Raw genomic sequence first — 23,262 nt, 5'->3', positions numbered from 1 at the left:
GACCTAATAATGAGCCTGTTTGAAATCAACGTATCAAGGTAACATTTCCTTTGATGATTTTCTGCTCTCCCTGTACACAGGTTGCTTCCAGGTAATAGTCATAGGTGTCCGGCTTCAGGAGCTTGTCTCTGAAGGTTCCGTCCCAGCCGATGTTTTGATCTGTGGTTTCAAAAACCATCTCTCCCCAACGGTCAAATATCCGGAAAAGGATCTTGGTTGCAATGGCACTTCTGACGTACAGAACATCGTTTTCCAAATCGCCGTTCGGAGAAAAAGCATTGGGTATATATACGTAGGTGCGGTCGCAAACCACTTCGAGCACATTGACTTTAACAGGAACTGATTTGGTACAAATCCCATCTGTGATACTGACTGTATATTGGGTGGTTTGTTCCGGACTCGCCTGCGTGATTTGACTGTACGGATTGGAGAGTCCTGTCTGAGGAAACCAAACGTAAGAATAACCTCCGGGTAAAGCGGTTAAAGTACTGCTTCCCCCCGGCACAATGTATTCCGGATCTGCCTCTGCACTGATTGTCCCGGCAATGTTTCCGACCGTGATGTAAATGGAATCCCTGTCAAAACAGCCGTTCGAGCCATTGGCATCAACATAAACCCACTGACTGACCGGCGGATTGGCAATAACGACATTTTCCTGGGCCGTAGGAGTTAATATGTTCATCGGACTCCAGACATAATTAAATGTTACGTTCGGAATTTGAATGAAAGCTGTCAGCGTGGTTGGTTCGTTCAAACAAATGGAGTCGTTTCCTGTTAAGGACAAACTTCCCCCGATGAAGTAAACCGTGACACTGTCAATCTCCGAACAGGCTGCATTTCCGGCCCGTACATAATAAGTTGTTGTTGTTCCCGGTGTTACGTTCAATGTGGAATCCGCAACTGTTGTATTTAAAGTGTCTGTAAACTGATTGCTTGACGACCAGATAAAATAATCTGCCGTCCCGGATGAATTTGCCGTGAAAGTTAAAGGCAGGGGAGAACAAAGGATCGTGTCGTTTGAAACTGAGAGTTGTATTTCCGGTAAAACCGTGATGTTGATCACTGCAGTATCTGTTAAAAGGCAAATTGAGTCTGTAACGGTTAGACGCACAAGGTAGTCGCCTGGAATGGTGTAGGTAACGGTAGGAGAATGCTCTGTTGATGTTCCCTGCCCGTTTCCGAAATCCCATTCAAATGCATCGGAGGGTGGACTGGTATTGGTGAAAGTTACAGTGAAGTCCTCACATCCTAAAACATTATTTGTTGTAAACTCAGCTTTGGGAAGCAGCTGGAAATCAAATTTAAAAACCAGGTTGTTGCAATTGTTGTTTGTTCCGGCTCCGGTATTTAAATTGAGGTTCGACCAGGCATTAGGGGTTGTCGGGAAGTCACTGAATCCGTTACATCCGCCGCATACAGATTGATAAACCACTCCGTTCTTGTCAAAGCGGGAAGTTCCGCCGTCTACATGTTCCTGGGCCTGGCTTCCTCCGATATAACTTCCGTAAAGCAAGCCCGAAAAATCACGCTTGAATACAAAGAGGTAAAAATCGAATCCGTTGGGTGAGGTGCTCTGAAAAGCATCGGAACTGACTGGCATTCCACTCAGTGGACTCGCTTGCAGGATGTTTGCTCCCCAACCTGAAACGTACATGTTTCCGCAAATATCAACCAAAAATGCGGATGGCGATATGTTTATGTTCGGACTACCATTCCCAAAAACAGTGGAGTTCAGGATCGTGGTAAGTGCCGGGTTTAGTTTTGCGATGAACTGGCTGCTGTTGGGATAACTTACGGAATTAATTACCGGGAAATTCCCGCCGACAGATTGCCCAAGGACGAATACTTCGTCGTTACGGTTAATTTCAACAAAAAAAGCCTGGTCATACAGGGCTGCTCCGATATACGTGCTTTGAGTAAGCGTTTGTCCGTTTGGAGTAAGTTTCCCCACAAAACCATCCGATTTCCCGCCCAGGTAACTTGGATTTAAACCCCCTGCTGTTCCGGGAAGATCTGTACTTGATGTTCCTCCTGCAAAGACTACGTTATAGCTTGAATCGATTTTAACAGAGTAACAGGCATCGTTGTTGCTTCCTCCGAAATAACTGCCCCAGATCATATTGCTAAGGTCCGGTGTAAGTTTGAAAATGACGCCGTCCTGCTGGCCTGCCAAAGAAGCTTGGAAGGGATTCGAAGTAGGAAAGTTGGTAGATCTGGTGCAGGAGGCAATTAAACAATTCCCAACTGAATCGATCATGATCTCACCGCGAAACTGATCGCCGTAGTTTGTAGATAGGGAATCGTAAGCTGCTACGGAATTATAATTTCCCGAACTTATCTTGTAATTGATCCCATCGTTTTGAGAACCGCCCACATAGGTTGATGCTAGTAAATTATGCCCGTTGGAACTGATCTTGGAAACAAAGATGTCTGTTCCCTGGCTCCCGAAATTGGCTCCGTTGAATTGAACGTTAATGGTAGATCCTCCTCCGTGTGCTCCCTGGAAAGGATTTTGAGTAGGAAAGTCCGTAGAAGCAGTTATTCCGAATACGTAAAGATTATTCAGCCTGTCGCAGATCAAACTGTGAACGGTTTCTGTTCCCTGGACGGTATTTCCTCCTCCCAAAAATGCTGTCCAGAGCATGGTCTGTCCGTCGGGAGAATATTTTGAAATAAATACGTCTGTGGTGTTTAAGCCGTTGTAAGTTGCCGCAAAATTAGATGTTACATCAAAGGCTAATGGGTCGGGAGTAGGGTAAGCATTCCCGAAAATAGTTCCGCCTGAATAAGCGGATCCGTCGTAGCCGTAAGTGGCAGTCATCCCGAAATTATCAGTAGGAGAACCGGAATAGGTCGCGAATACTAAAACAGGATCGATGATCAGTGTTGCATTTTCGTCGTGTTTTCCAAGTTCAAAAGACACAATGTCTTTCTTGAGAATGAACTTACAGGAGATGGCAGTCAGTTTTCCATTCAGCAACTGGTATGCGATCGGCTTTTTCTCCGTAATCTTTCCAAGGTCGGTCGAAAGAATAAGGTTCCCGGCTTTGTCCAGAACGATGTCCGAAAAGCCTTTCATTTTAAGCTGGATCTGTTTGTAATCTGTTCCGGGTGCGCACCACAATTCGTATTTGAATTCGGAGGCGGCATCGATGATCTTCAAATCGATATCCGGGTAGAAATTTTTTAAAGTGGCTTCCTGGAAACTGGAGACATTACTGGCCCATTTGGTGCTGTCGTTCCCGATGAAATAGTTGTAATAATAAGCAAGTGGTTTTTCCTTTGCGATCTCGGAAACTTCCCTGGAGTTTAAAAATTCCACTCCAACTAATGCTCCCCTGAAATGATCGCTGTTTTCATCGGATACACGCTCGGAGTGTGCTTTTTTGAGTGATGAATAGTCGCGGATGTCGTAAATGAATCCGTGCTGCTGGACCCAGATATTGTTTCCCTGCGACTTGGATTGGAATAATACTTTTTCAGCCCATTGTCCTTTGTTTTCGATCAGGGCATAGTGCGTTGAATGTTGATGTTCTATTTCCTGGGCATGAAAATGACCAGTTAAAATAAGAACAGAAAACACAAGTAACAATCGCTTCATACTTGAAAGATATGAAAATGTTTAAAAAGGTTGCATTTTTGGGTATAACTTTTGCCAATCAAATTGCTGTACTTATATTTGATACAAATTCCAGACATATGACAACTCAATGGGTCTTCAACGAAGTTGCAACAATTACAGAGAAAAATATCCAGCATTTAAAATCGAAATTTTCAAATTATTCGGAGAATCAATTGAACTGGAAGCCTGATCCCTCAACATGGAGTTTAGCCGAAATTTTTGCCCACTTGAATGCCTACGCCCGTTTTTACCATCATGTTCTGAATGAACGCATTGACCGGACCCGTTTTCGTGTTCCCCGGATCAATTATTCTTCTTCACCACTTGGGAAATCTGCCTGGATGTCGATGAAACTGGGAAATGCACGAAATGTGAAACGCAAATTCAATGCTCCGGCTGAATACAATCCTACTACAAATCCTTCCCTGGTAAGCGGTGATGAGATCAAAACGTTATTGGAAGGACAAAACCAGTTTCTTGAAATTATTGAAAAATCGGTTGCGGTTAACCTGAGAAAAGTAAAAGTCCCGATTTCCATTTCCAAACTGGTACGCCTGAGATTGGGTGACGCCCTGCTCTTTGTTGCTTATCACAACGATCGACATATGGAACAGGCATTAAAACTGACTAAAAATCCTCAATTCCCTAAAAAGTGAGCAGAATTCATGCCTTTTGCAAAGCGAGTGTGGTACCCGTTCGCGGAGATGCCAGTGATCGCGCTGAAATAGTGACCCAGCTTTTGTTTGGTGAAGTCATCGAAATCATTGAAGTCTCAAATCAGTGGGTGAAGATCCGCTCGTTTATGGATGGCTATGAAGGCTGGATCGATTCAAAACAAATCCAGGATCTGAGAGATAAGGAGGTTTCCCGCTGGCTCGATGGTTTGGTGGTGGAGCATTCCGAGTTCCGAATCGTGGAAGGTCCGGAAGGCAGGCAACTGTTACCGAAAGGTTTTTTCCGCCCGGGAGATGGTGAAGAAACATTTACCATCGGAAAATCCGAATATCACTTTCTGAATGAAGCAGATGTATTTCCGGATTCGGTCATCGATTTTGCGCTTACATACCTGAATGCACCTTATTTGTGGGGCGGGAAGACTATGTTCGGAATCGATTGCTCCGGGTTTATGCAGCAGATCCACCGGGTTTTTAATTATCAATTGCCGCGAAACTCTTCACAACAGCAGGAAATAGGATTGGAAATAGAATTTGAAGACCGCGAGGCAGGAGATCTTGCTTTCTTCATTTCCGATGCGGGGAATATTCATCATGTAGGTTTACTGCTTAATAAGGATGAGATCATTCATGCGCACGGCTATGTCCGGATCGATGATTTCAGTTCCAAAGGAATTACCCGGAAACTGGATGAGGTGCACTCGCACAAACTACATTCGATTAAGCGATTGTAAGGAAGACCTCGGTTTTTGATGAAATCGAATTATATTTGCCATCAGGAACCAAGGGCTCAAAATTGAATCTGTCACAGCAGAAACATTTGAACTATTGAACCTTTTAAACTAAATAAAAGAATAAGCATGAAACGCGACCAGGAAGTATTTGACTTAATTGCTGCAGAAAGACAGCGTCAGGAACATGGAATTGAATTAATTGCGTCTGAAAACTTTGTCTCTGATGAGGTGATGGAAGCAATGGGTTCTGTATTGACTAACAAATATGCAGAAGGACTTCCCGGGAAGCGTTATTACGGTGGCTGTGAAGTAGTTGATAAAGTGGAACAGCTGGCGATCGATCGTTTGTGTAAATTATTTGGTGCAACCTGGGCAAACGTGCAGCCGCATTCCGGAGCTCAGGCAAATGCAGCAGTTTTCCTGGCTTGTTTAAATCCGGGAGATAAGATCTTAGGCTTCGACTTAAGTCACGGTGGACATTTAACCCACGGTTCCCCGGTAAACTTCTCCGGAAAATTGTACAAACCTTTCTTTTATGGTGTAAACCAGGAAACAGGAAGAGTGGATTACGACATGATGGAAGAAGTCGCAAAACGCGAAAAGCCGAAAATGATCATTTGTGGTGCTTCCGCTTATTCAAGAGATTGGGATTATGCGCGCATCCGCAAAATTGCAGATGAGGTCGGAGCATTGATCCTGGCAGATATTTCTCATCCTGCAGGATTGATCGCGGCAGGATTATTGGCAGATCCTTTGGATCATTGTCACATTGTTACAACAACAACACATAAAACATTGCGTGGACCACGCGGAGGGGTGATCATGATGCGTCATAATTTCGAGAATCCTTTCGGTTTGAAATGGAACAACGGGAACTTGAAATCCATGGGAGCATTATTGGATGCAGCAGTATTCCCGGGAATCCAGGGCGGACCGCTAGAGCACGTGATCGCAGCAAAAGCAGTGGCATTTGGCGAAGCATTATCCGACGGATACAAAACATACATGACCCAGGTGAAGAAGAACGCCGCATTGATGGCTGAAGAATTCACGAAACTGGGATATAAAATCATTTCCGGCGGAACAGACAATCACAGCATGCTGATCGATTTGCGTTCAAAAGGAGTAAATGGGAAAGATGCCGAGAACAACCTGGTTTTGGCAGACATTACCGTAAATAAGAACATGGTTCCTTTCGATACGGAATCTCCCTTCGTTACTTCCGGGATCCGTGTAGGAACATCTGCAATTACTTCCCGTGGAATTAAAGAAACAGAGATCCCGGTTATCGTAAAACTGATCGACCGCGTGCTGATGAATATCGGCGACGAGGAAACGATCAATTCCGTACGCTCCGAAGTGAACACTTTAATGAGCGCGCGACCGTTGTTTACGTGGTAAATCCAATGAATTAAATATAAACAGTAGGGCCGCGATTAATCGTGGCCCTTTTCTTTTCCCGCAGATGCACAGATGTATAGAGGTGCCTACCGGTGGGAATTATGTATTTAACACAGGTAAAAAGGACTTTCTTATTTTGGTGCAATTATTCAAATAGCATTGAAAGGAGCTGCCAAGAAGCTTAATATTTTAAAAAAAAGCACGCGGATGTCACGGATTTGCGCAGATGTATAACAATTAAAATCTGTGCTCCGACCTTGTCGGAGTCTGCGAAATCTGCGTGTCAAATAATCACAAGTTAAGTTCTTTTTTGATGTTACCTGACTTAAGTACATAACTCCCCCTACCGGTCACCTCCTTTTTTGGTTCGCAATGGAAAATAGTTTTTAGTCATCAAGTAAAAGATATTTTTCATTAACTTAAATAGAATGGAACACTATTTATTGAAAGAAGAAACCCATCAAATCATTGGCAGTTGTATGGAAGTTCACAACGAATTAGGATGCGGATTTTCCGAAATTGTTTACAAAGACGCTTTGGAGTATGAGTTCAGAAAGAAAGGAATTCTATTTGAACGTGAAGTTCAGTATCAGGTGAAATACAAAGACACGATACTACCGCATCTATTTTTTGCAGACTTTGTAGTCTATGGCTCTATTATTTTAGAAGTGAAAGCGGTTTCTAATTTAATTGATGAGCATTTTGAACAAACAATCAATTATCTGGCTGTTTCAGGAACGGAAGTTGGTTTGCTCGTAAATTTTCGCAAGCCTAAATTACAGTATAAAAGAATCATCCTAACAGAAAGGTGAAAATCTGTTTATTGTCCACTAAACTTAGCGAGACCGGTAGGCTCGCTCTAATCTGTGCATCAGTGGGAGAAAAACACAAAGGGCATCCATTGTGATGAACCCCTTGTTGTTTTGTTATTAGGACCAATAATTGCATTACAAAGAATCATTCTGACTGAAAGGTGAGAACCTACTATTGTCCGCTAGACTTAGCGCGACTGGTAAGCGCGCTTTCATCTGCGCATCTGTGGGATAAAAACACAAAGGGCATCCATTATTATGGACACCCCGTTATCTTGAACTAATAAATAAACTACAAGTGGTTTAGCCGCGGCTGCAAAATGCATCCCAGGTTGTCCAGAAATGCGCATTGATTGCTCCCGGAGGTGGGTTGGTGCTGTCTGCAACGATACCTACCATAGATGCGCAATTGCTGTTGCATCCGATCTCGTTCGTGCTTCCTTGTTGAGGAGGAATCTGGCGCCATGTTCCTGTTGAACCGCTCAGTAATTCTACTTTGATATCAAAAATTCCGGAAAGATTGGGTGTTTGCAGCATTTGTGTCGGGTTCTCGCTTGAAATAGTACCGATCCAGTTTCCCTGTGAGAAAGTTACTCTCCAGGTACCGATCATTTTCGCAGTATTGTTTTCAGGCGATAAATAAACCCAGAATTGTGCCCCGTTACCCAATTGGATACTTTCGGGTGCATTTGCATTAAATGTTGTCATAGTGAATAGTTTGTGAATTAAGTCCTACTCGTAGGCTTTTCGGAAAACGCCCCCCGCTGATCCCAACGGGGCAGGCTGTTTTTTGCGTGGTTTGCAGACTCCACGCACGTTTTCACCTCCTTTCTTTGGACCGGCCGCGTCCGTCTGAAAGGCAAGAGTGAATAGTGTAAATCAAAAGTAAGCGGTTTTTACGGAAGTAAAGTTCCTGTTTGTCATGAGCAGCCTTATTGATGTCATGAATCCCTGAAAACGGATTATGAAGATAGATTAATTACGAATTCAATGTGGTTAAATATATTGCATGGGTGTTAAATCTATATACAAACGTCGCTATATCTATGCTTCATCTATGCTTTATTCATACTTTATCTATGCTTCAAAGTTGGAATAATCATGCTTGTGCTCTGTCCTAAAATAACTATATAGGTTGTCTCATCCTGATGTTCTTATTCAATAGAATGGATTTTGGTGCGGATAAGCGTGGGTATGAATAATACGGATACCGACAGCACGAGATTAATCGAGTGGCCCACCACTGTTTATTTCTTCTCCCAATTTTCTGGATTATCCCGGATGTATTGACAAATACGTTCATACGATTCGGTGTCACGGATGATGCGGTCGTAATAATTGCGTTGCCATTTAAAAGAAGTATTTGATTTTCGAATTTCAAAGGAACATCGACCTTTAAACCATCGAATGACCCAGGATAAATTCAGGTGAACCATCGGGTTGTGATTACCGGCGAAACCTCCCGTTTTTTTGTCCGGAACCTGTAGGGGCGCGATTAATCTCCCCATTTTTTCAATGATCAATAATCAAAAAGCCACAAAACATTCCCGGTGATGCCACCCCAGGTTTTCAAGCGATGGATAATACCGACTGTTCTCCGGCAGCAGGATCCGTTTTCCGTTGAACTGACCCAAGGAGTAAGGAGAATCGTTTTCAGAAATAGCCGGGGAAATTTTCACCAAATAGTCTTCCGTAATGGTAATCAGTCCGCGGTCATAAGCCCGGTGCAGGTTGGGCGATAAAGCAATTCCATTGGTGATCGTATCGTCTTTTGAAAGTGCAAAAGGGATTATGTGACAGGCATCGATCATTTGAGCATTTGTAGAAGATTCGATCCGCATTCCGGAGATAGCACATTGATATCCATAAATTTTCGGCACCTCCCGTTTAAACATGCCTCCGCGTAGAAAAATCTCTTCTTCGAATTCTTCCCTGGAAAGCGTTTCCTTCAATTCGTTGATGCGTTTGCGGTAAACAACGGCATCTTCCCTCAGAATTTGTGTTTCGAGTTCCGCAACCAAATCCAATCCGGTTGAATGAAATTGGTTTTTGGTTTCAGGGAAATATTGGTCCAACAGGGCTTCTTCCATAATGGTCAGCTGAATGGGATCTTGCATCAGAACAAATACCTCCGGATCCAGTTCCGCAAAAGCCACGCTTTCTTTCAAAGCATTTAAGCTGCGGATGCTGTTGGAAAAGGTAACAGGTATCGTTATCCCGGTATAAGTTACGAGTTTCCAAAAAGGTTCCGTCTTCATGTGATAAAAGGGCAAAGCAAAATTCGGAATATGAGGTGTCACCACCAGCTTGCTCCAAATAGATTTGAATTCCAACACCAACTCAGGAGTAATAGCAATGCGATTGTTTAGAATATCTCCTTTACGAACCAACTCTAAGATTGCCAAAAGCAAGACCGGTTTGTGCGGCGCACCGCCGTATTTGTAATCGCGGCGGAGACGGGAGAAGAGGTGGAGGAGGTTGGACATTGTTAGTATCTTAATATTTATCTTATACAATATTTATTTTTTGCAATGAGTTCTAAAATAATTGTAGTCTTCAATATGAGTGTTGAATAACTCTAATAACGCATCTGAAAATTCTTTGGCTTTTTCATCCAATTTTGTTGGAACGATTTGTACTAGAGATTCATCGTTTGTAAGATTGAAGTTTTGATATTCTCTCCACAGTAAAAACCAACTTCCCGTTCCATCATACATTAGGTTTTGATAATTCTTTAAGCTCAAATGCTCGTGAACCTTAGTCAAATCACTTTCTGTGCTTTCATGCTGGTTCATCCAAAAGGCAACATAAGGAGATCCAGCCGTTAAACGCTCTAAACAAAATATGAATGAAGGAAATCCATTATCTAAAACTCGTGTTTTTCCTTCTTTCTCTCGGATGTAGAGTTTTGAATGCCATAAATTGATATTTCCTTCGAGAACCACTTCCCAGTCCGATTTATTTATAATGGCAGTTTTTACATTTCTATATACCTGATTCCAAAAATCTTGAATTAACTTTTCCCGAATTCCTGGAAACTGATTCTTCGCTATAATCATTCCTTTCAAATTCTCTTCTTCAGTTAAGAATTGGAACATCTCTTTTTCGTACTCATTCATATCCAAACTGATTAATGGTTTGTTGGTATTGTTGTAATATGTATTTGATTCTTGCAGATGGTTTCGTTTCAAGTAACTGGTCAATCCATGAATTCACATTGCATTTATAGGATTTCAACACTAGAACCCCATCTTTTAGATACTCATTTAAGAGGTAATTACATAACGAAGTTGTTGATGGATATTTTCCGCCTTTCGTAAGGTAAATCAATTTCTTGGTAGCCTTTTTTCCATAACACTCGTTCATATAATTGTAGTAATTCATCAATTGATTTGGTTGGTCAATTGCATTAATCTTGTTTTCGATAGCTAATGCATATGATTGCTGGTCATAATCAAATATTAGAAAAAGATCAATTCTGCCATGAATTTGAGTAGTATGTTCTTCAACGATCCGGTAGTTTCGAATGAATTCGGCTTTTATTGGTTTTTCAAGGCAATCACTCAAAACGATTTCTACAAACCTAAATCCAAGTTGATGAGTGCCTTCCGGATGTAACAAAGAGAAAAGAAAAGGGGTGTGTAAACGCGTTTCGTAGTGCCCATAACGCAAGATGTTGAAGACATTGAAATCTGTAGCGTTTTCCCGTTGATACTTTTCAATTTTTCCTTGAATTTCGATAATTTTATTAAAGATGTTCTTGCAAGATGTTTGATCCGATTCAATTTTTCGGGATCGAACGGTTGCCGAAAACTGATTGAGCTTTGAGAGGAATTGTTGGAGTGTTTGGAGGTCAGTATTCATTTAAAAAATCACTAAATTGATTGTAACTTGATTAGGTCAATAGCTGCACTAGGTCTATAATAACCAAGAATTTCTTTTTTTAATTCAATAGCTAACTTTATTTCCAATTGCGCCCATTTCGACTCAATCAATTTTGGTGTTTCTATAATAACGATACTTGATGACTTATAAAGTTTTTCGATAACATATTCTTGCTTATTCATTGAATCATTGTGCAGTAAATCGATAAAAACATTTCCGTGAATTTTTAGATCATTATAAATTCTCAAAAGAAGCTCTTCGTTGATAAAATGGTCACGAGTTGTATATATAACGAATATGTCTTTATTAGTCCCCATACTATTTGATAGATTCGTTTTCCGTTTCCTTATTTGTAATTGAACCGAGAATTGTTGTAATATGACAAACGGAAAAAATTACGAAAATAATAAGGTTGATACTCACTGCTGTTTGTGCTAATTCATTATTGCCGGCATTTATATCGCCATAACCCAGAGTAGTTAGGGTAACTAAGCTGAAATAATTTGCTTCGTTTAGATTATCAATTTGACATGGCATTAAAGTTCTATAAATGATTCCCCAAGAAATGATTATTTCAAATAAATTCACCAGAGCAAGTAATAATGATCTTTTTGGTGTTGGGATCAAAATGATTTTCTTATTGGATTTTTCTTCCTCCAATTCTAAACTATTCTTTACTCGTTGAACTCCAAAAAGAGGTTTTAGGAGAGAAATCAATAAAGTTATTTGCAGTAGAAAAACATAAATGCTGATAAATGTTAAGCAGATAGATATCGATTTGGGTTCAAAATGTAATTTAACAAATTCATAAATTATGGATAGAACAGAAACGATTCCTAGTCGATACCAAACAAGCTTTTCAATATTTAATGGATTACTCTCTTTAAGTGGCTTCGAAAATAAAAGCAAGGAAATAATTTTGGATCTGTTGATTAGATAATCCAAAAAACCTATGAGTTTCTGAAAAACAGTAATTGAAGCACCATTGATATTCGGTGCTTTTTCTCGAGTTAGAAGTACAATCATCAAAATTGTAGAAATAAGACAAAATAAAGAAAGAATCATAGGTTTAATATCAATTATCGTTATTCAGATAGCTATTCAATCAACCTGCACTCCATACTTGCGTAATTTCGTTGCAAGTATCTCATCCAGATTATCAATGTCAGAGTTTTTGATTTCTATCAATTTGTATCCATATTTGGCATATAATTCAAGTTTCACCTTTTTTCTTGCCTCATATTTTGTGTTTTCTTCTAATCCCCAAAATTCGATGAATATTTTTTCTTTTGGGAGGTAAAAATCACAATACATTAATTCCTCAATATTTACTCGCCGCTCATAAGCATGAACGATTCCATTGGTGTACAGGAAGTTGTCAATTAGGACTTCTGCTCGACTTCTTACATAATGACCGTCAGCAGTTCTTTTAGTTGGAGGGTGAGCTTGACGGAAATCATCCAGATCCTCTGGTTTTTTTTCTTTTTCAATATAGGTTCCAAGACCAATTTCAATTGTACGTTTCAAAAACTGATTATTTAGAATTTGGTTTTGCCAGACACAATAACGATTTCCATTGCTCACTTCTAATTGAAAACCACCTTGTTTTTTACCTTCAGCTGTCAAATGCCAACCATTACTTTTCTTTTCAATCCATCCAAGTTCGGCAAAGAATAAATTTATTTTTTGACTTTTAATTGAGAAGTGTTCACCGATCTTAGTGGAATTTATAGTTGTGATTTGTGTCTTAGGTTCATTGATTTTTAGTGTCTTAGGCCAAGCTATATACTCACCATATTTTGGATTGTAAATTAAATCCCCACCAGCTAATCTGCCCTCCTTAGTTAGTTGCCAACTATTCTCTTTTTTATAAATCCAACCATTTGATGCCAGTTGAGCAAAGAGTAATTTAGGCTCAATATTCAATTCTTTCGCAAGAGCTGTCGTAGAGATCATAAAATTAAGTTTCAGTTTGTTTGGAACGCCTTAGCCGCACGAATCTAACAAAAGACATCTTTAGTTGATCCTTCAGTCCTCATTTTCAGTAATTACCACATTTCAGCAATGTGGTTTACCGCAGGAGGCAAACGGATACTTGGAAATTTTTTATCTTTCTATTTTCAAATCACCACCAAATGAGATCATTCAATCCAAAAACCTTGTTTATTCCGCTAATCTGCCTGTTTATTGGCTTACAGTTCTCGGGCTGCAAACCTGCTCCAAAACCGGTAACGGAAGATGAAGCCTATGCTTTGCTAAATGAGTTAATCATTGATGATACGCTGGTGATGCGTGAGATTTATTACCGCTTTGCCGGCTTGGCTTTGTCTGATGAAATGAAAAAGGAATTCACCCCGGAAGAAGTGGAGTTTATGGAGGCGCAGATTCGGAAACCACTGGCTAAAGAATTAAAACCGCAAACGATTAGTTGGTTCCACAAGAATTACAAACCCGATCAGGATTTTGTGAAACCGGTTTACGAAGCGGACTCAGGATTTGTAACACACATGTCTTTCCCAATTATTTCACCGGATAGAAAGAAGATGTTGATCCATTGGACAAATGATTGCAATTGCATGCTGGGAGGCTCAGCCGGAGATCATCTTTATGTAAAGAAAAACGGGCGCTGGAAACTGGCAAAGACATTTAATGGCTGGGTTTCGTGAGGCTTCTATTTTGTCTTACCGTAGCATGGTAAATTGTGCTGTTGAAAACCAAAATGATCCTCATAGATAGTGTATAGATAGAGCGTGGGTAAAGCGACTATATCCCGTGGATACCCCACCCTGAGACGTAGCGACTGTAAATCACACCCAAGCTATTTTCTGAATTACAACACTTTCCATTTACCACAGATGCACAGATTTTTTATGGCGCTTACCAGTCGCCATTTAAGCGAGGCCGGTAGGCTCGCTCTAATCTGTGCATCTGTGGGAGAAAACAAATTACCACAGATTTCTAAATAATTGTATCTTCATCCCTGCCAAAAACACGATTCACTATTCATGCAACGCAAAAAAATCATACAATTTTTAGATCAAATAGGAATTCCGGTAATCGAAAGGGAACTTCCTGATAACTGTTTTTTACCTGGTTTGGCTCTTGAGCGGAACGCTATCCTGATGGACCCGCAGCGCATGAAGTATCCCGGAGATCTTTTGCATGAAGCCGGACATCTGGCTGTGACGGAAGAAGCTCAGCGTTCTTTGATCGGGACAAGTGAAATGGATCCGGCCTGGCCGAGTGACGGGGATGAAGTGGCGGCAATTCTTTGGTCGTATGCAGCTTTGATGCACCTGGACCTGAAGCCGGAAGTGGTGTTTCACCCGGAAGGATATAAGAACGAATCTCAATGGCTGATTGAGCAATTTGAGAACGGAAATTACATAGGTCTGCCCTTGTTTGAATGGATGGGATTCTGCTCAACAGAAAAACCCTTTCCCCACATGCTAAAATGGCTGCGATGAGTAAAGATCAGATCACAAAATATTTAAAGTTCCCGCTTCAGTTTGATGAAGAGCGCCTGCTTGCCGATTTATCCCGCGCTATGGAAGCTCAGTGGGTCCCGCATTTCAATACGGGTGGTTATGTGGGAAACTGGAAAGCGGTTTCGCTTTACGCTGCGAATGGAAACGAACAGAACATCTTTGCACACCTGCAGGATCAGTCGGCACTGGCTGAAACTCCGCTGATGAAAGAGTGCGAATATTTTAAAGAGGTGCTGGATACCTTCAAATTTCCAATTCTTTCCGTGCGTTTATTGCGCTTGGAAGTAGGGGCGGAGATTAAACCGCATACCGATCACGAATTAGGTTATGAAGACGGGCAGTTCCGACTGCACATTCCCATTGTGACCAATCCCGGCATAGAATTTATCCTCGATGGGGAAAGACTGACAATGCTTCCGGGAGAATGCTGGTACACGAATGTGAATTTTGTTCATTCGGTGGCAAACAGGGGAACAATTGACCGCGTTCACCTGGTAATCGACGGTGTCCGCAATGACTGGACCGACGAGTTGTTTTTCTCCCTGGCACCGGAATCCAGCTTTGAATCTGTACGAGAGGAAAAACTATCGCAAGAAACCATTCAGCGTATGCTCGAAGAACTGCGAAACAACCCTCAAATGGCTGATCATCCCTTAATTTCGCAGCTCGCAGCACAACTGAAAATAACCGACTAAGATTCTATAACAAAAACAACAGGCGACTGGTAAGGAGGGCTATGTACTTTAATTAAGTAACGACAAATAGTATCCATACAAATTAACCGAAAATGTAGGCAATTTTTTCATCTGAATCCCATTAAAACAAAGGGCTGTTCGCAATATCGCGAACATGCAAATTCAGAAACAATTAATGCGAATTCGAAGTTCAAAAAACAATAATCTGAAAATCACCTGACCTAAGTACATAATTCCCACTGGTAAGCACCCCAATCATTTGTGCATTTGGGGTCCTGACTCCGCTTTTCCGTGGATAAGTCAGAAAGTTCGCTGCTTTTTAGTTCTTTGCAAAAAGCAAGAAAAGTTACTCCCTAAATCCCAAAATTCTATAAAAAAAAACTTTGCTTTTGTAACTGAATTATGTTTGCTCACTTTATTTGGAATAAACGGCAGCATGGCAGAAAATTCGATCTCGGAAACTACCCGGGAAAAACAAGCAAAAGAACCGGAATCAGATCAAATGTCCGAGGTCTTATGGTGGTTTTCCACCGCAATCAAAGAATTGATAAAGGATTGTACGGTCGACCGGAACAGGTATAAGATTTTGGGTTCGGCCATGCTCTTTACCTGGTTATACGCTACACTGGCCTGGGGTTATTTTTGGAGCACCAATTCGGATTCTCCTTTCTTATTTGTTACGCTCGGGATCTTTATGGGTGGCTTTGTACTTTCTATCGACCGGGTGCTGGTTTCCTCTATCAATAAAAAGCGAACAAACATTGCAGCAATTGGCCTTCGGGTACTCATGGCTTTGTGTATCGGGGCGTTCCTGGCACAACCTATCATCCTCTTTATTTTCAGCTCAGATATTGATCGTGAAATCCCAATCCTGCTGGATAAGAAGCTGGCGGAGAAAAAGATTGAAGTGGAGCAGGTCTACCAGTCGCGTAAGGACGAATTGCTTGCCAATAAAAAGAAAATTGAAGATGAGTTGAAGCAGAAGAGCGATCTGGCTCTCGAAAAGCAAAACGAATATCTGAAAGAGATTGATGGAACAGGTGGTTCCGGGAAATACGGAATCGCGGGAATCGCGGAAGCCAAACGAAACGGTTACCTGGCTGTGAAAGACGATCTGGCTAAAGTGGAGAAAAGTTCCGGTACCGAACTGGAGAAGATCACCAAGGAATTGGATGAGATCAATGCCAAAGTAACCAAGAGCGTTTCCGATTTCGAAAAAACACTGGACGGAAAAGGTTTCCTGATCAAAAAAGAAGCACTCCAGTCGCTCTTTGCGAAAGATAAGACCCACGGACTTCAAAATCAGTATTATTTGTTGATGGTAATTTTAACTTTATTCGAGTTAATCCCGATCATCAGTAAACTGTTCATGCCTGCCGGTGCATACGATACCAAAGTTGCATTACGGGATGACTTTGAAACGAAAGTTGCAACCCTGGAATCTGAAAAGGAATTCGGAGAAAAAGAACGCGAATTGGCTTAAGGGAGAATTATCAATGAATTAATTATCAGCTATCAAGAGTTTTTCACCTAGAATCCTCTTGATAATTCCAAAATTCATAATTAATCTGATTTTCAATTTAGAAACTATCTTTAGAATACAAATTTTCAAAATCAGATCATGAAACAACTCTCTCTTTTAGCATTGCTTCTTGTTGCCGGCACAGGTTTTTCACAAGTTTTAGACTCGGTAAAGTATTCGATTAGCGGACAATCCTTCACGGCATTCTATGCCAAACCGGTCAAAATAACGAAGAAAACCAAAACCGTTCTGATCGTTCACGAATGGTGGGGACTGAATGACTATCCGAAGTCGCGGGCCTTGCAAATTGCGCAGGAAGGAAATATCGGCTTTTGTATTGATATGTACGGAACCGGGAAGATCGCAGCAAATCCAAAAGATGCACAGGCTTTGGCGACACCTTTTTATAAGGATTCTGAATTTTCTTATGGACGATTCATGGCCGGTTACAATCAGGCCCTGAAGATTAAGGGGGTTGATTCCTCTAAAATAGCTGCAATCGGTTATTGCTTTGGTGGGGCTGTTGTTTTGAATGCAGCCAAAAAAGGAGCTCCGGTTGACGCGGTAGTTAGTTTTCACGGCAGTTTGGCTGGAATTCCTGTGGATAAAGATCAATTGAAAGCAGCTGTTTTGGTTTGTAATGGCGCTGCTGATTCCTTTGTTTCCGAAGCGGAGATTAGCGAATTCAAAAAACAAATGACAGAAGCCGGGGCCGATCTGAAATTCATTAATTATGCGGATGCAACCCACGCTTTTACCAATCCGCATTCAACGGAAGTCGGGAAGAAGTTTTCCATGCCGATCTCATACAATGCCGCAGCGGATCAGCAAAGTTGGATGGATTTTAATAAGTTCCTGAAGACCAGGGTTAAGTAGATTTTAAGATGTTAGGACATCAAGACATTGGACTTGAATCTGAGTGTCAATCCTAATGTGTTTGTATTCTGGCTTAAGATATTATTAGGACTCAATACTTCTGCTTTAGCTGAAATTTGAGTCTTAATATCCTAACATCCTGAAGTCCTAATATCCAAATTAACCTTTATCTTTGCTCATATTAAAAACGAAAATAATGTCACAGATCCCTGCAAATAATCCTGCTTTAAAATCGTGGATTGAAGTTCCTGCCAATTCGGATTTCCCTATTCAAAATCTGCCTTTTGGTGTTGTGCGAAGTGAAAACTTAACGCCGCATGTGGCTTCACGAATCGGAAATAAAGTGATTGATTTGAAAACACTTCATGTGTTGGGGTATTTGGAAAACCTGCCTTTTGAACTAGCAGATTTCGATACGGATTCATTGAACCCGATGATGCGAAAAGGAAAGAAGGCAGTTCGTGATTTAAGAAACCGCTTGTCTAAATTATTTGACAGCAATCAGGCTGATTTACAGAAAAACGAACAACATGTTGCCCAGGTTTTGATCCCGGTTGAGAATGTGAAAATGTGTATGCCGGTTAAGATCGGAGATTACACGGATTTCTACTCAAGCAGGGAGCATGCAACGAATGTCGGGATGATGTTCCGCGATCCTGCAAATGCTTTATTGCCGAACTGGTTGTGGCTTCCTGTCGGATATCATGGAAGGTCCAGTTCGATCATTATTTCCGGTGAACCGGTTATCAGACCGAAAGGACAGATCAAACCGAACCCGGAAGAACCGCCGATCTTTGCACCTTGCAGAAACCTGGATTTCGAATTGGAAACTGCTTTTATCACTTTTGAAGGAAAACCTTTGGGAGACTCTATTTCCACTGCGGAAGCAGAAGACTTTATTTTTGGAATGGTTTTGCTCAATGACTGGTCGGCAAGAGATATTCAAACCTGGGAATACGTTCCACTCGGACCATTCCTGGCGAAGAACTTTGCTTCGTCCATTTCACCGTGGATCGTTACTTTAGATGCGCTTCAGCCATTTAAAATAGACGGACCGGAACAAAATCCCGAAGTTCTTTCCTATTTAAAGTACGAGGGACAGTTATCTTACGATATTCAATTGGAAGTATTTATTGAGCCGGAGAATGGAACGGAAACAAAGATCTGTACTTCGAACTTCAAATACATGTACTGGAATATGGCACAGCAGTTGGCGCATCATACTGTAAACGGGTGTAATATCCGCTGTGGTGATATGCTGGGTTCCGGAACCATTTCTGGTCCTACTCCTGATTCTTACGGTTCAATGCTTGAACTTGCCTGGAAAGGAACAAAGCCCTTGAAATTGAATGATGGATCCGAGCGTAAGTTTATCCAGGATGGGGACACTGTAATCATGCGCGGATTCTCTTCGAAAGATGGCGTTCGCATTGGTTTCGGAGAAGTTTCCGGGAAGATATATCCACCGAAAGGTTGATTTTTTAGGCTGAATTATGATTTAGTTTTGTACTTAAATTAAATCATACATTCAATGAAAAATTTGACCAAATTTCTATTTGTTTTTGCAGTATTGTTTATTGGCCTGGCTTCGTGTTCCAAAGAAAAAAGAATTGAAAGACAGCTTGTGAAGAAAGACGGTACATGGAAGATTACTTCTGTGGATTACAAGTATTATGTCAATAATTCCCTCCAGGGATCCGCTAACTATCCGAATGCAGGTACAATAGAATTCAACAAGAAAGGCTCTTTTGTCATGACGATCACTCTGAGCGGTTCACCTGTAACTTCCGGCGGAACATGGACAAATTCGAAAGATGATATTACCCTGACGGTGGATGGTACTACCAGCGTTCTGAAAATCCTGGAAGGTCCGAAGAAAGATAAGATGGACCTGGAACAAACGGATTATTACAACGACACTGCAGAAAAAGAAGTATACATCTACCGCCTTAAAAGGGATGAGTGACCTGCGCTGAAAATTGATGAGTTTCGGCAGATATAGTTAGTTCTAAGCATTTTTGAAATCATTCTTAGTGATAAATTTGCCGGAAAGTTTAAATCAATTTTATGAAAAACACGGCCAAATTACTACTGGTTTTGTCCCTTTTTGCACTTGGATTTACAGGCTGTTCCAAAGAAAAGAGAATCGAAAGACACCTGGTGAGAAAAGAAGGTAAATGGAATGTAGATACTTATGACTACAAGTATTATTACAACAATACATTCTATCCTAACGAGTCGTTTACTTATTCAGCGGCAGGTAACTTTGTATTTGAAAAGAACGGAACGTATGTTTGGACAACTATCATGGACGGCGATACGGATGTTTCAGCAGGAACATGGGAAAATACGGCAGATGAATTGACGTTGGTTCAAAATTCTTTCGCACTGAAATTTAAAATCCTGGAAGAATCCAAAAAAGAAATGAAGTTGGAATATACCGACTCGGACGGAATTGAAAAAGAAGTATATACCTTGACCCTGAAAAAGGATTAATAGCAATCAGATACTTACCGGAAGAAGCTGTTCTCACAAGGAATAGCTTTTTTTGTTTTTTTACTTTTGAAGAAATAAACCTGCCCCCAAAAAAATAGTTCGTTACAAAGTATTTTGAATTGATTTTTAAATGATAGATTTACCGAAAGTTTTAAATCAATTTTATGAAGAACGTCACCAAATTACTGCTTGTATTATCCGTTTTTGCCCTTGGGTTTTCCAGTTGTTCGAAAGAAAAAAGAATCGAAAGACATTTGCATTCAAGAAGCGGGAAGTGGAACAATACTGTATACGATTATAAGTATTATAACGACGGAGTTTTAGAATCTTCTATCAATCATGTCGATGCAGGTTACATTGAATTCGATAAAGACGGAACATACGTTTGGACATTTATTGCCGACGGTACAACGGAAATCGATGCAGGAACCTGGGAGAATTCAGACGAGGATATTACCCTGTTTCAGAATTCTTACGGACTTAAGTTCAAAATTCTGGAAGAATCAAGAAAAGAAATGAAATTGGAATATACCGAAACCGTTGGTGTGGAAAGAGAAGTATATGTTTTAACATTTGAAAAGGATAACTAGGAATTTGAAATTCCAATCATTCATAAAGCTGTTCCCAAAAGGAACGGCTTTTTTTGTTAGTTCACTTTTGAATGTTAACACTTACTAAAAGCGCCCGAAAAGACAGGCTATTTCCTGTTATTTTTGTATCTTAAAAGATTGATTCCTCAGGGATATGGAAGCTCAGATAGATTTAGAAAAAGAACGATTGGAAATATTAGGCGCTTTTAAAGGACTTTTAAGAGCGACAAAGAACAGAACCCGTCAGGATACTGCCTATATTCGAAAAGCTTTTGACGTTGCAGTCGAGGCGCATAAAGACATGCGCAGGAAATCCGGCGAGCCGTATATTTATCATCCTATCGCGGTGGCACGCATTTGTGTCGAAGAAATGGGACTGGGAGCAACTTCAATTGCCTGTGCTCTTTTACATGATACGGTAGAGGATACGCATATCACGCTGCAGGATGTGGAAGATTTGTTCGGTGAAAAAGCACGGCGGATTATCGACGGGTTGACAAAAATCCCGGACGTTTTCGATCAAAACACTTCTGTTCAGGCGGAAAACTTCCGTAAAATGATCCTGACTATTTCAGATGATCTGCGCGTAGTTTTGATCAAGCTGGCCGACCGTTTGCATAATATGCGTACGCTCGAGAGTATGAGTTCGGAACAGCAGATCAAGATCGCTTCGGAAACCAAATTTCTATATGCTCCTCTGGCTCATCGTTTGGGTCTTTACTCCATTAAAACGGAGTTGGAAGATCTGGCAATGAAATATACGGAAACCGAGATCTACCGGGATATTCAACTTAAGCTGAAATCAACGGAAGATGTGCGGAACCGCTTCATTCGACGGTTTGTGAACCCGATCCGTGAAGCTTTAAGCAAAGAAGGATATAATTTCGATATTAAAGCCCGTACCAAATCCATTTCTTCCATTTGGAGAAAAATGCAAAGCAAGGATCTGCCTTTTGAAGAGGTGTTCGATTTGTTTGCTGTCCGGATTATCCTGGATACGCCTATTGAAATGGAAAAAGCCGATTGCTGGAGGGTTTATTCCATCGTAACGGATTTTTATCAGCCCAGCCCGGACCGTTTGAGAGACTGGATTTCGACGCCACGCGCAAACGGTTACGAGTCCTTGCATACAACGGTTATGTCGCCGCAGGGAAAATGGGTGGAAGTGCAGATCCGCACAAAGCGAATGGATGAAATAGCCGAAAAGGGATTGGCAGCTCATTACCGATATAAAGAAAATCAGAAGGATGATAGCAAATTCGATCGCTGGATTTCAGAGATCCGCGACTTATTGGAAAATCCGGATGTGAATGCAATGGATTTTGTGGAAGAGTTTAAAATGAACCTGTTCCACGAAGAGATCTATGTGTTTACACCGAAAGGAGATTTGCGTGTGCTTCCGGTTGGCGCAACAATTCTCGATTTCGCTTACGATATTCATAGCGATATCGGGAATAAATGCATTGGGGCAAAAGTGAATAACCGCCTGGTTCCTTTGAGTTACCAGTTGCAAAACGGTGATCAGCTGGAAATCATCACTTCTTCCAAACAAAAGCCTTCTGAAGATTGGCTGAGATTGGCAGGAACAGCACGAGCCCGTCAGAAAATTAAATCTGCTCTCAACGAAGAGCGCAAGGAAATTGCCGCCGACGGAAGAGAGATCCTGGAGCGTAAATTCAAACAACTGCACATTCGTTTTAAATCTGAAAACATTACGGTTCTGGAACGTTTTTACGGATTCTCTTCGGCAACGGATCTCTATATCCGGATTGCAAAAGGTAAAGTGGATCTGTCCAGGTTGCGAGAATTGGAGAATGTCAACGGATTGATCCAGCTGGAAAAGAAACCGGCTGTAAATAAAGACAAGCACGAACTGGATGTGTATCCTAAGATCAATAAAAAGGACGACACCATTATTATCGGAGAAGACTTCAAAAATATCCAATACCAAATGGCTCGTTGCTGTAATCCGATCCCGGGCGATCCTGTTTTTGGGTTTATCACTATTTCGGAAGGGATCAAGATTCACCGCAACAACTGTCCGAATGCAGAGCACTTACAATCGAAAATGGCTTATCGCTGCATCAAGGCGCGCTGGAGGAGTCAGGACCTGGTGGCACGTGTCGCTGCTATCCGCCTGATTGGTATTGATGATGTGGGGATCGTAAATAAAATCACTGAAGTCATTTCGAAAGAATTGAATGTGAATATGAAATCAATTTCTTTTGAAGCCAATGATGGTTTGTTTGAAGGACGGATCCATGTATTGGTTTACGATACCGAGCATTTGGATATCCTGATGCGCAAATTCGAGCAGGTCGAGGGGGTGAAACGGGTGGAGCGTTATGATACGAAAGAGGATTGATCCGTTCTGGGATTGAGCAGATATTTTGATCAGAAAACTACGATTAAGTTCTGAATTCGCGATATTGCGAACAGCCCTTTGTTTATAAGGGGTTTAGCCTTA

The 23,262-nt window shown here is 41.2% G+C and carries 23 protein-coding genes; 14 read left to right on the top strand and 9 right to left on the bottom strand.

The genetic code is table 11. The features are described 5' to 3' along the window. Positions 1-25 precede the first annotated feature (25 nt). Positions 26-3,601 (bottom strand): T9SS type B sorting domain-containing protein, encoded by a 3,576-nt coding sequence (locus tag K0S23_RS17405; protein WP_300360039.1) that lies wholly within the window; start codon positions 3,599-3,601, stop codon positions 26-28. A gap of 98 nt (positions 3,602-3,699) precedes the next feature. Between K0S23_RS17405 and K0S23_RS17400 the strand changes: the two genes are divergently transcribed. The 4 genes from K0S23_RS17400 to K0S23_RS17385 all read left to right on the top strand — a co-directional run bounded on the left by K0S23_RS17400 (position 3,700) and on the right by K0S23_RS17385 (position 7,243). Beyond that, the gene (locus K0S23_RS17400) at positions 3,700-4,278 is read left to right on the top strand and encodes a DinB family protein (RefSeq protein WP_300360037.1); all 579 of its coding nucleotides are present in this window, start codon (positions 3,700-3,702) and stop codon (positions 4,276-4,278) included. After that, entirely contained in the window at positions 4,275-5,030 is a 756-nt protein-coding gene (locus K0S23_RS17395) for a C40 family peptidase (RefSeq protein WP_300360035.1), read from the top strand. The genes K0S23_RS17400 and K0S23_RS17395 overlap by 4 nt, the downstream gene beginning before the upstream one ends. A 126-nt stretch (positions 5,031-5,156) precedes the next feature. Further along, the gene (glyA, locus tag K0S23_RS17390) at positions 5,157-6,431 is read left to right on the top strand and encodes a serine hydroxymethyltransferase (RefSeq protein WP_300360033.1); all 1,275 of its coding nucleotides are present in this window, start codon (positions 5,157-5,159) and stop codon (positions 6,429-6,431) included. Between the two features lie 428 nt (positions 6,432-6,859). Continuing rightward, positions 6,860-7,243 carry a GxxExxY protein gene (locus K0S23_RS17385; RefSeq protein WP_300360031.1) on the top strand — a complete coding sequence of 128 codons (384 nt, stop codon included), beginning with the start codon at positions 6,860-6,862 and terminating at the stop codon, positions 7,241-7,243. Positions 7,244-7,546: 303 nt separating this feature from the next. Here K0S23_RS17385 and K0S23_RS17380 read toward each other — a convergent pair whose 3' ends face one another. The 8 genes from K0S23_RS17380 to K0S23_RS17345 all read right to left on the bottom strand — a co-directional run bounded on the left by K0S23_RS17380 (position 7,547) and on the right by K0S23_RS17345 (position 13,084). Next, a complete protein-coding gene (locus K0S23_RS17380; protein WP_300360030.1) occupies positions 7,547-7,951 on the bottom strand; it encodes a hypothetical protein in 405 nt (134 codons plus the stop codon). 539 nt (positions 7,952-8,490) lie between these two features. Beyond that, entirely contained in the window at positions 8,491-8,751 is a 261-nt protein-coding gene (locus K0S23_RS17375) for a transposase (protein WP_300360028.1), read from the bottom strand. Positions 8,752-8,769: 18 nt separating this feature from the next. Further along, complete coding sequence (locus K0S23_RS17370) at positions 8,770-9,729, bottom strand: HNH endonuclease (RefSeq protein WP_300360027.1); 960 nt, start codon at positions 9,727-9,729, stop codon at positions 8,770-8,772. 33 nt (positions 9,730-9,762) lie between these two features. Continuing rightward, the gene (locus K0S23_RS17365; protein ID WP_300360025.1) at positions 9,763-10,362 is read right to left on the bottom strand and encodes a hypothetical protein; all 600 of its coding nucleotides are present in this window, start codon (positions 10,360-10,362) and stop codon (positions 9,763-9,765) included. Further along, positions 10,355-11,107 (bottom strand): PD-(D/E)XK nuclease family protein, encoded by a 753-nt coding sequence (locus K0S23_RS17360; protein ID WP_300360023.1) that lies wholly within the window; start codon positions 11,105-11,107, stop codon positions 10,355-10,357. Before K0S23_RS17360 ends, K0S23_RS17365 begins: the two co-directional genes overlap by 8 nt. 11 nt (positions 11,108-11,118) lie before the next feature. Continuing rightward, positions 11,119-11,445, bottom strand: a complete 327-nt coding sequence (locus tag K0S23_RS17355; protein ID WP_300360021.1) for a hypothetical protein — start codon at positions 11,443-11,445, stop codon at positions 11,119-11,121. 1 nt (position 11,446) lies between these two features. Beyond that, positions 11,447-12,154: an ion channel gene (locus K0S23_RS17350; RefSeq protein ID WP_300360019.1), complete on the bottom strand. Its 708-nt coding sequence runs from the start codon at positions 12,152-12,154 to the stop codon at positions 11,447-11,449. A gap of 75 nt (positions 12,155-12,229) precedes the next feature. Next, positions 12,230-13,084, bottom strand: a complete 855-nt coding sequence (locus K0S23_RS17345; protein WP_300360018.1) for a hypothetical protein — start codon at positions 13,082-13,084, stop codon at positions 12,230-12,232. 179 nt (positions 13,085-13,263) lie between these two features. Here K0S23_RS17345 and K0S23_RS17340 point away from each other — a divergent pair, with 179 nt between their 5' ends. The 10 genes from K0S23_RS17340 (at position 13,264) to K0S23_RS17295 (ending at position 23,160) form a co-directional block, all read left to right on the top strand. Then, positions 13,264-13,794 (top strand): hypothetical protein, encoded by a 531-nt coding sequence (locus K0S23_RS17340; RefSeq protein WP_300360017.1) that lies wholly within the window; start codon positions 13,264-13,266, stop codon positions 13,792-13,794. A 339-nt stretch (positions 13,795-14,133) separates the two neighbouring features. Next, a complete protein-coding gene (locus K0S23_RS17335) occupies positions 14,134-14,595 on the top strand; it encodes a hypothetical protein (RefSeq protein ID WP_300360015.1) in 462 nt (153 codons plus the stop codon). After that, the gene (locus K0S23_RS17330; protein WP_300360013.1) at positions 14,592-15,311 is read left to right on the top strand and encodes an aspartyl/asparaginyl beta-hydroxylase domain-containing protein; all 720 of its coding nucleotides are present in this window, start codon (positions 14,592-14,594) and stop codon (positions 15,309-15,311) included. The genes K0S23_RS17335 and K0S23_RS17330 overlap by 4 nt, the downstream gene beginning before the upstream one ends. A gap of 436 nt (positions 15,312-15,747) precedes the next feature. Continuing rightward, on the top strand, positions 15,748-16,794 hold the full coding sequence (locus tag K0S23_RS17325) for a DUF4407 domain-containing protein (protein WP_300360011.1): 1,047 nt from the start codon (positions 15,748-15,750) through the stop codon (positions 16,792-16,794). Between the two features lie 138 nt (positions 16,795-16,932). Continuing rightward, positions 16,933-17,709 (top strand): dienelactone hydrolase family protein, encoded by a 777-nt coding sequence (locus K0S23_RS17320; protein ID WP_300360010.1) that lies wholly within the window; start codon positions 16,933-16,935, stop codon positions 17,707-17,709. A 196-nt stretch (positions 17,710-17,905) separates the two neighbouring features. Then, a complete protein-coding gene (fahA, locus tag K0S23_RS17315) occupies positions 17,906-19,186 on the top strand; it encodes a fumarylacetoacetase (protein WP_300360009.1) in 1,281 nt (426 codons plus the stop codon). 54 nt (positions 19,187-19,240) lie between these two features. After that, positions 19,241-19,675, top strand: a complete 435-nt coding sequence (locus K0S23_RS17310; protein ID WP_300360008.1) for a lipocalin family protein — start codon at positions 19,241-19,243, stop codon at positions 19,673-19,675. Between the two features lie 101 nt (positions 19,676-19,776). After that, on the top strand, positions 19,777-20,205 hold the full coding sequence (locus tag K0S23_RS17305) for a hypothetical protein (RefSeq protein ID WP_300360006.1): 429 nt from the start codon (positions 19,777-19,779) through the stop codon (positions 20,203-20,205). 164 nt (positions 20,206-20,369) lie between these two features. After that, positions 20,370-20,795: a hypothetical protein gene (locus tag K0S23_RS17300; RefSeq protein ID WP_300360004.1), complete on the top strand. Its 426-nt coding sequence runs from the start codon at positions 20,370-20,372 to the stop codon at positions 20,793-20,795. A gap of 154 nt (positions 20,796-20,949) precedes the next feature. Beyond that, the gene (locus K0S23_RS17295) at positions 20,950-23,160 is read left to right on the top strand and encodes a bifunctional (p)ppGpp synthetase/guanosine-3',5'-bis(diphosphate) 3'-pyrophosphohydrolase (protein ID WP_300360002.1); all 2,211 of its coding nucleotides are present in this window, start codon (positions 20,950-20,952) and stop codon (positions 23,158-23,160) included. The last annotated feature ends 102 nt before the right edge of the window (positions 23,161-23,262 follow it).

This window comes from Fluviicola sp., from assembly GCF_029266855.1.
Classification (GTDB): Bacteria; Bacteroidota; Bacteroidia; order Flavobacteriales_D; family Crocinitomicaceae; genus Fluviicola.
Note: the sequence above shows the minus strand (reverse complement) of the source record. Positions and strands in the feature narration are given on the sequence as shown.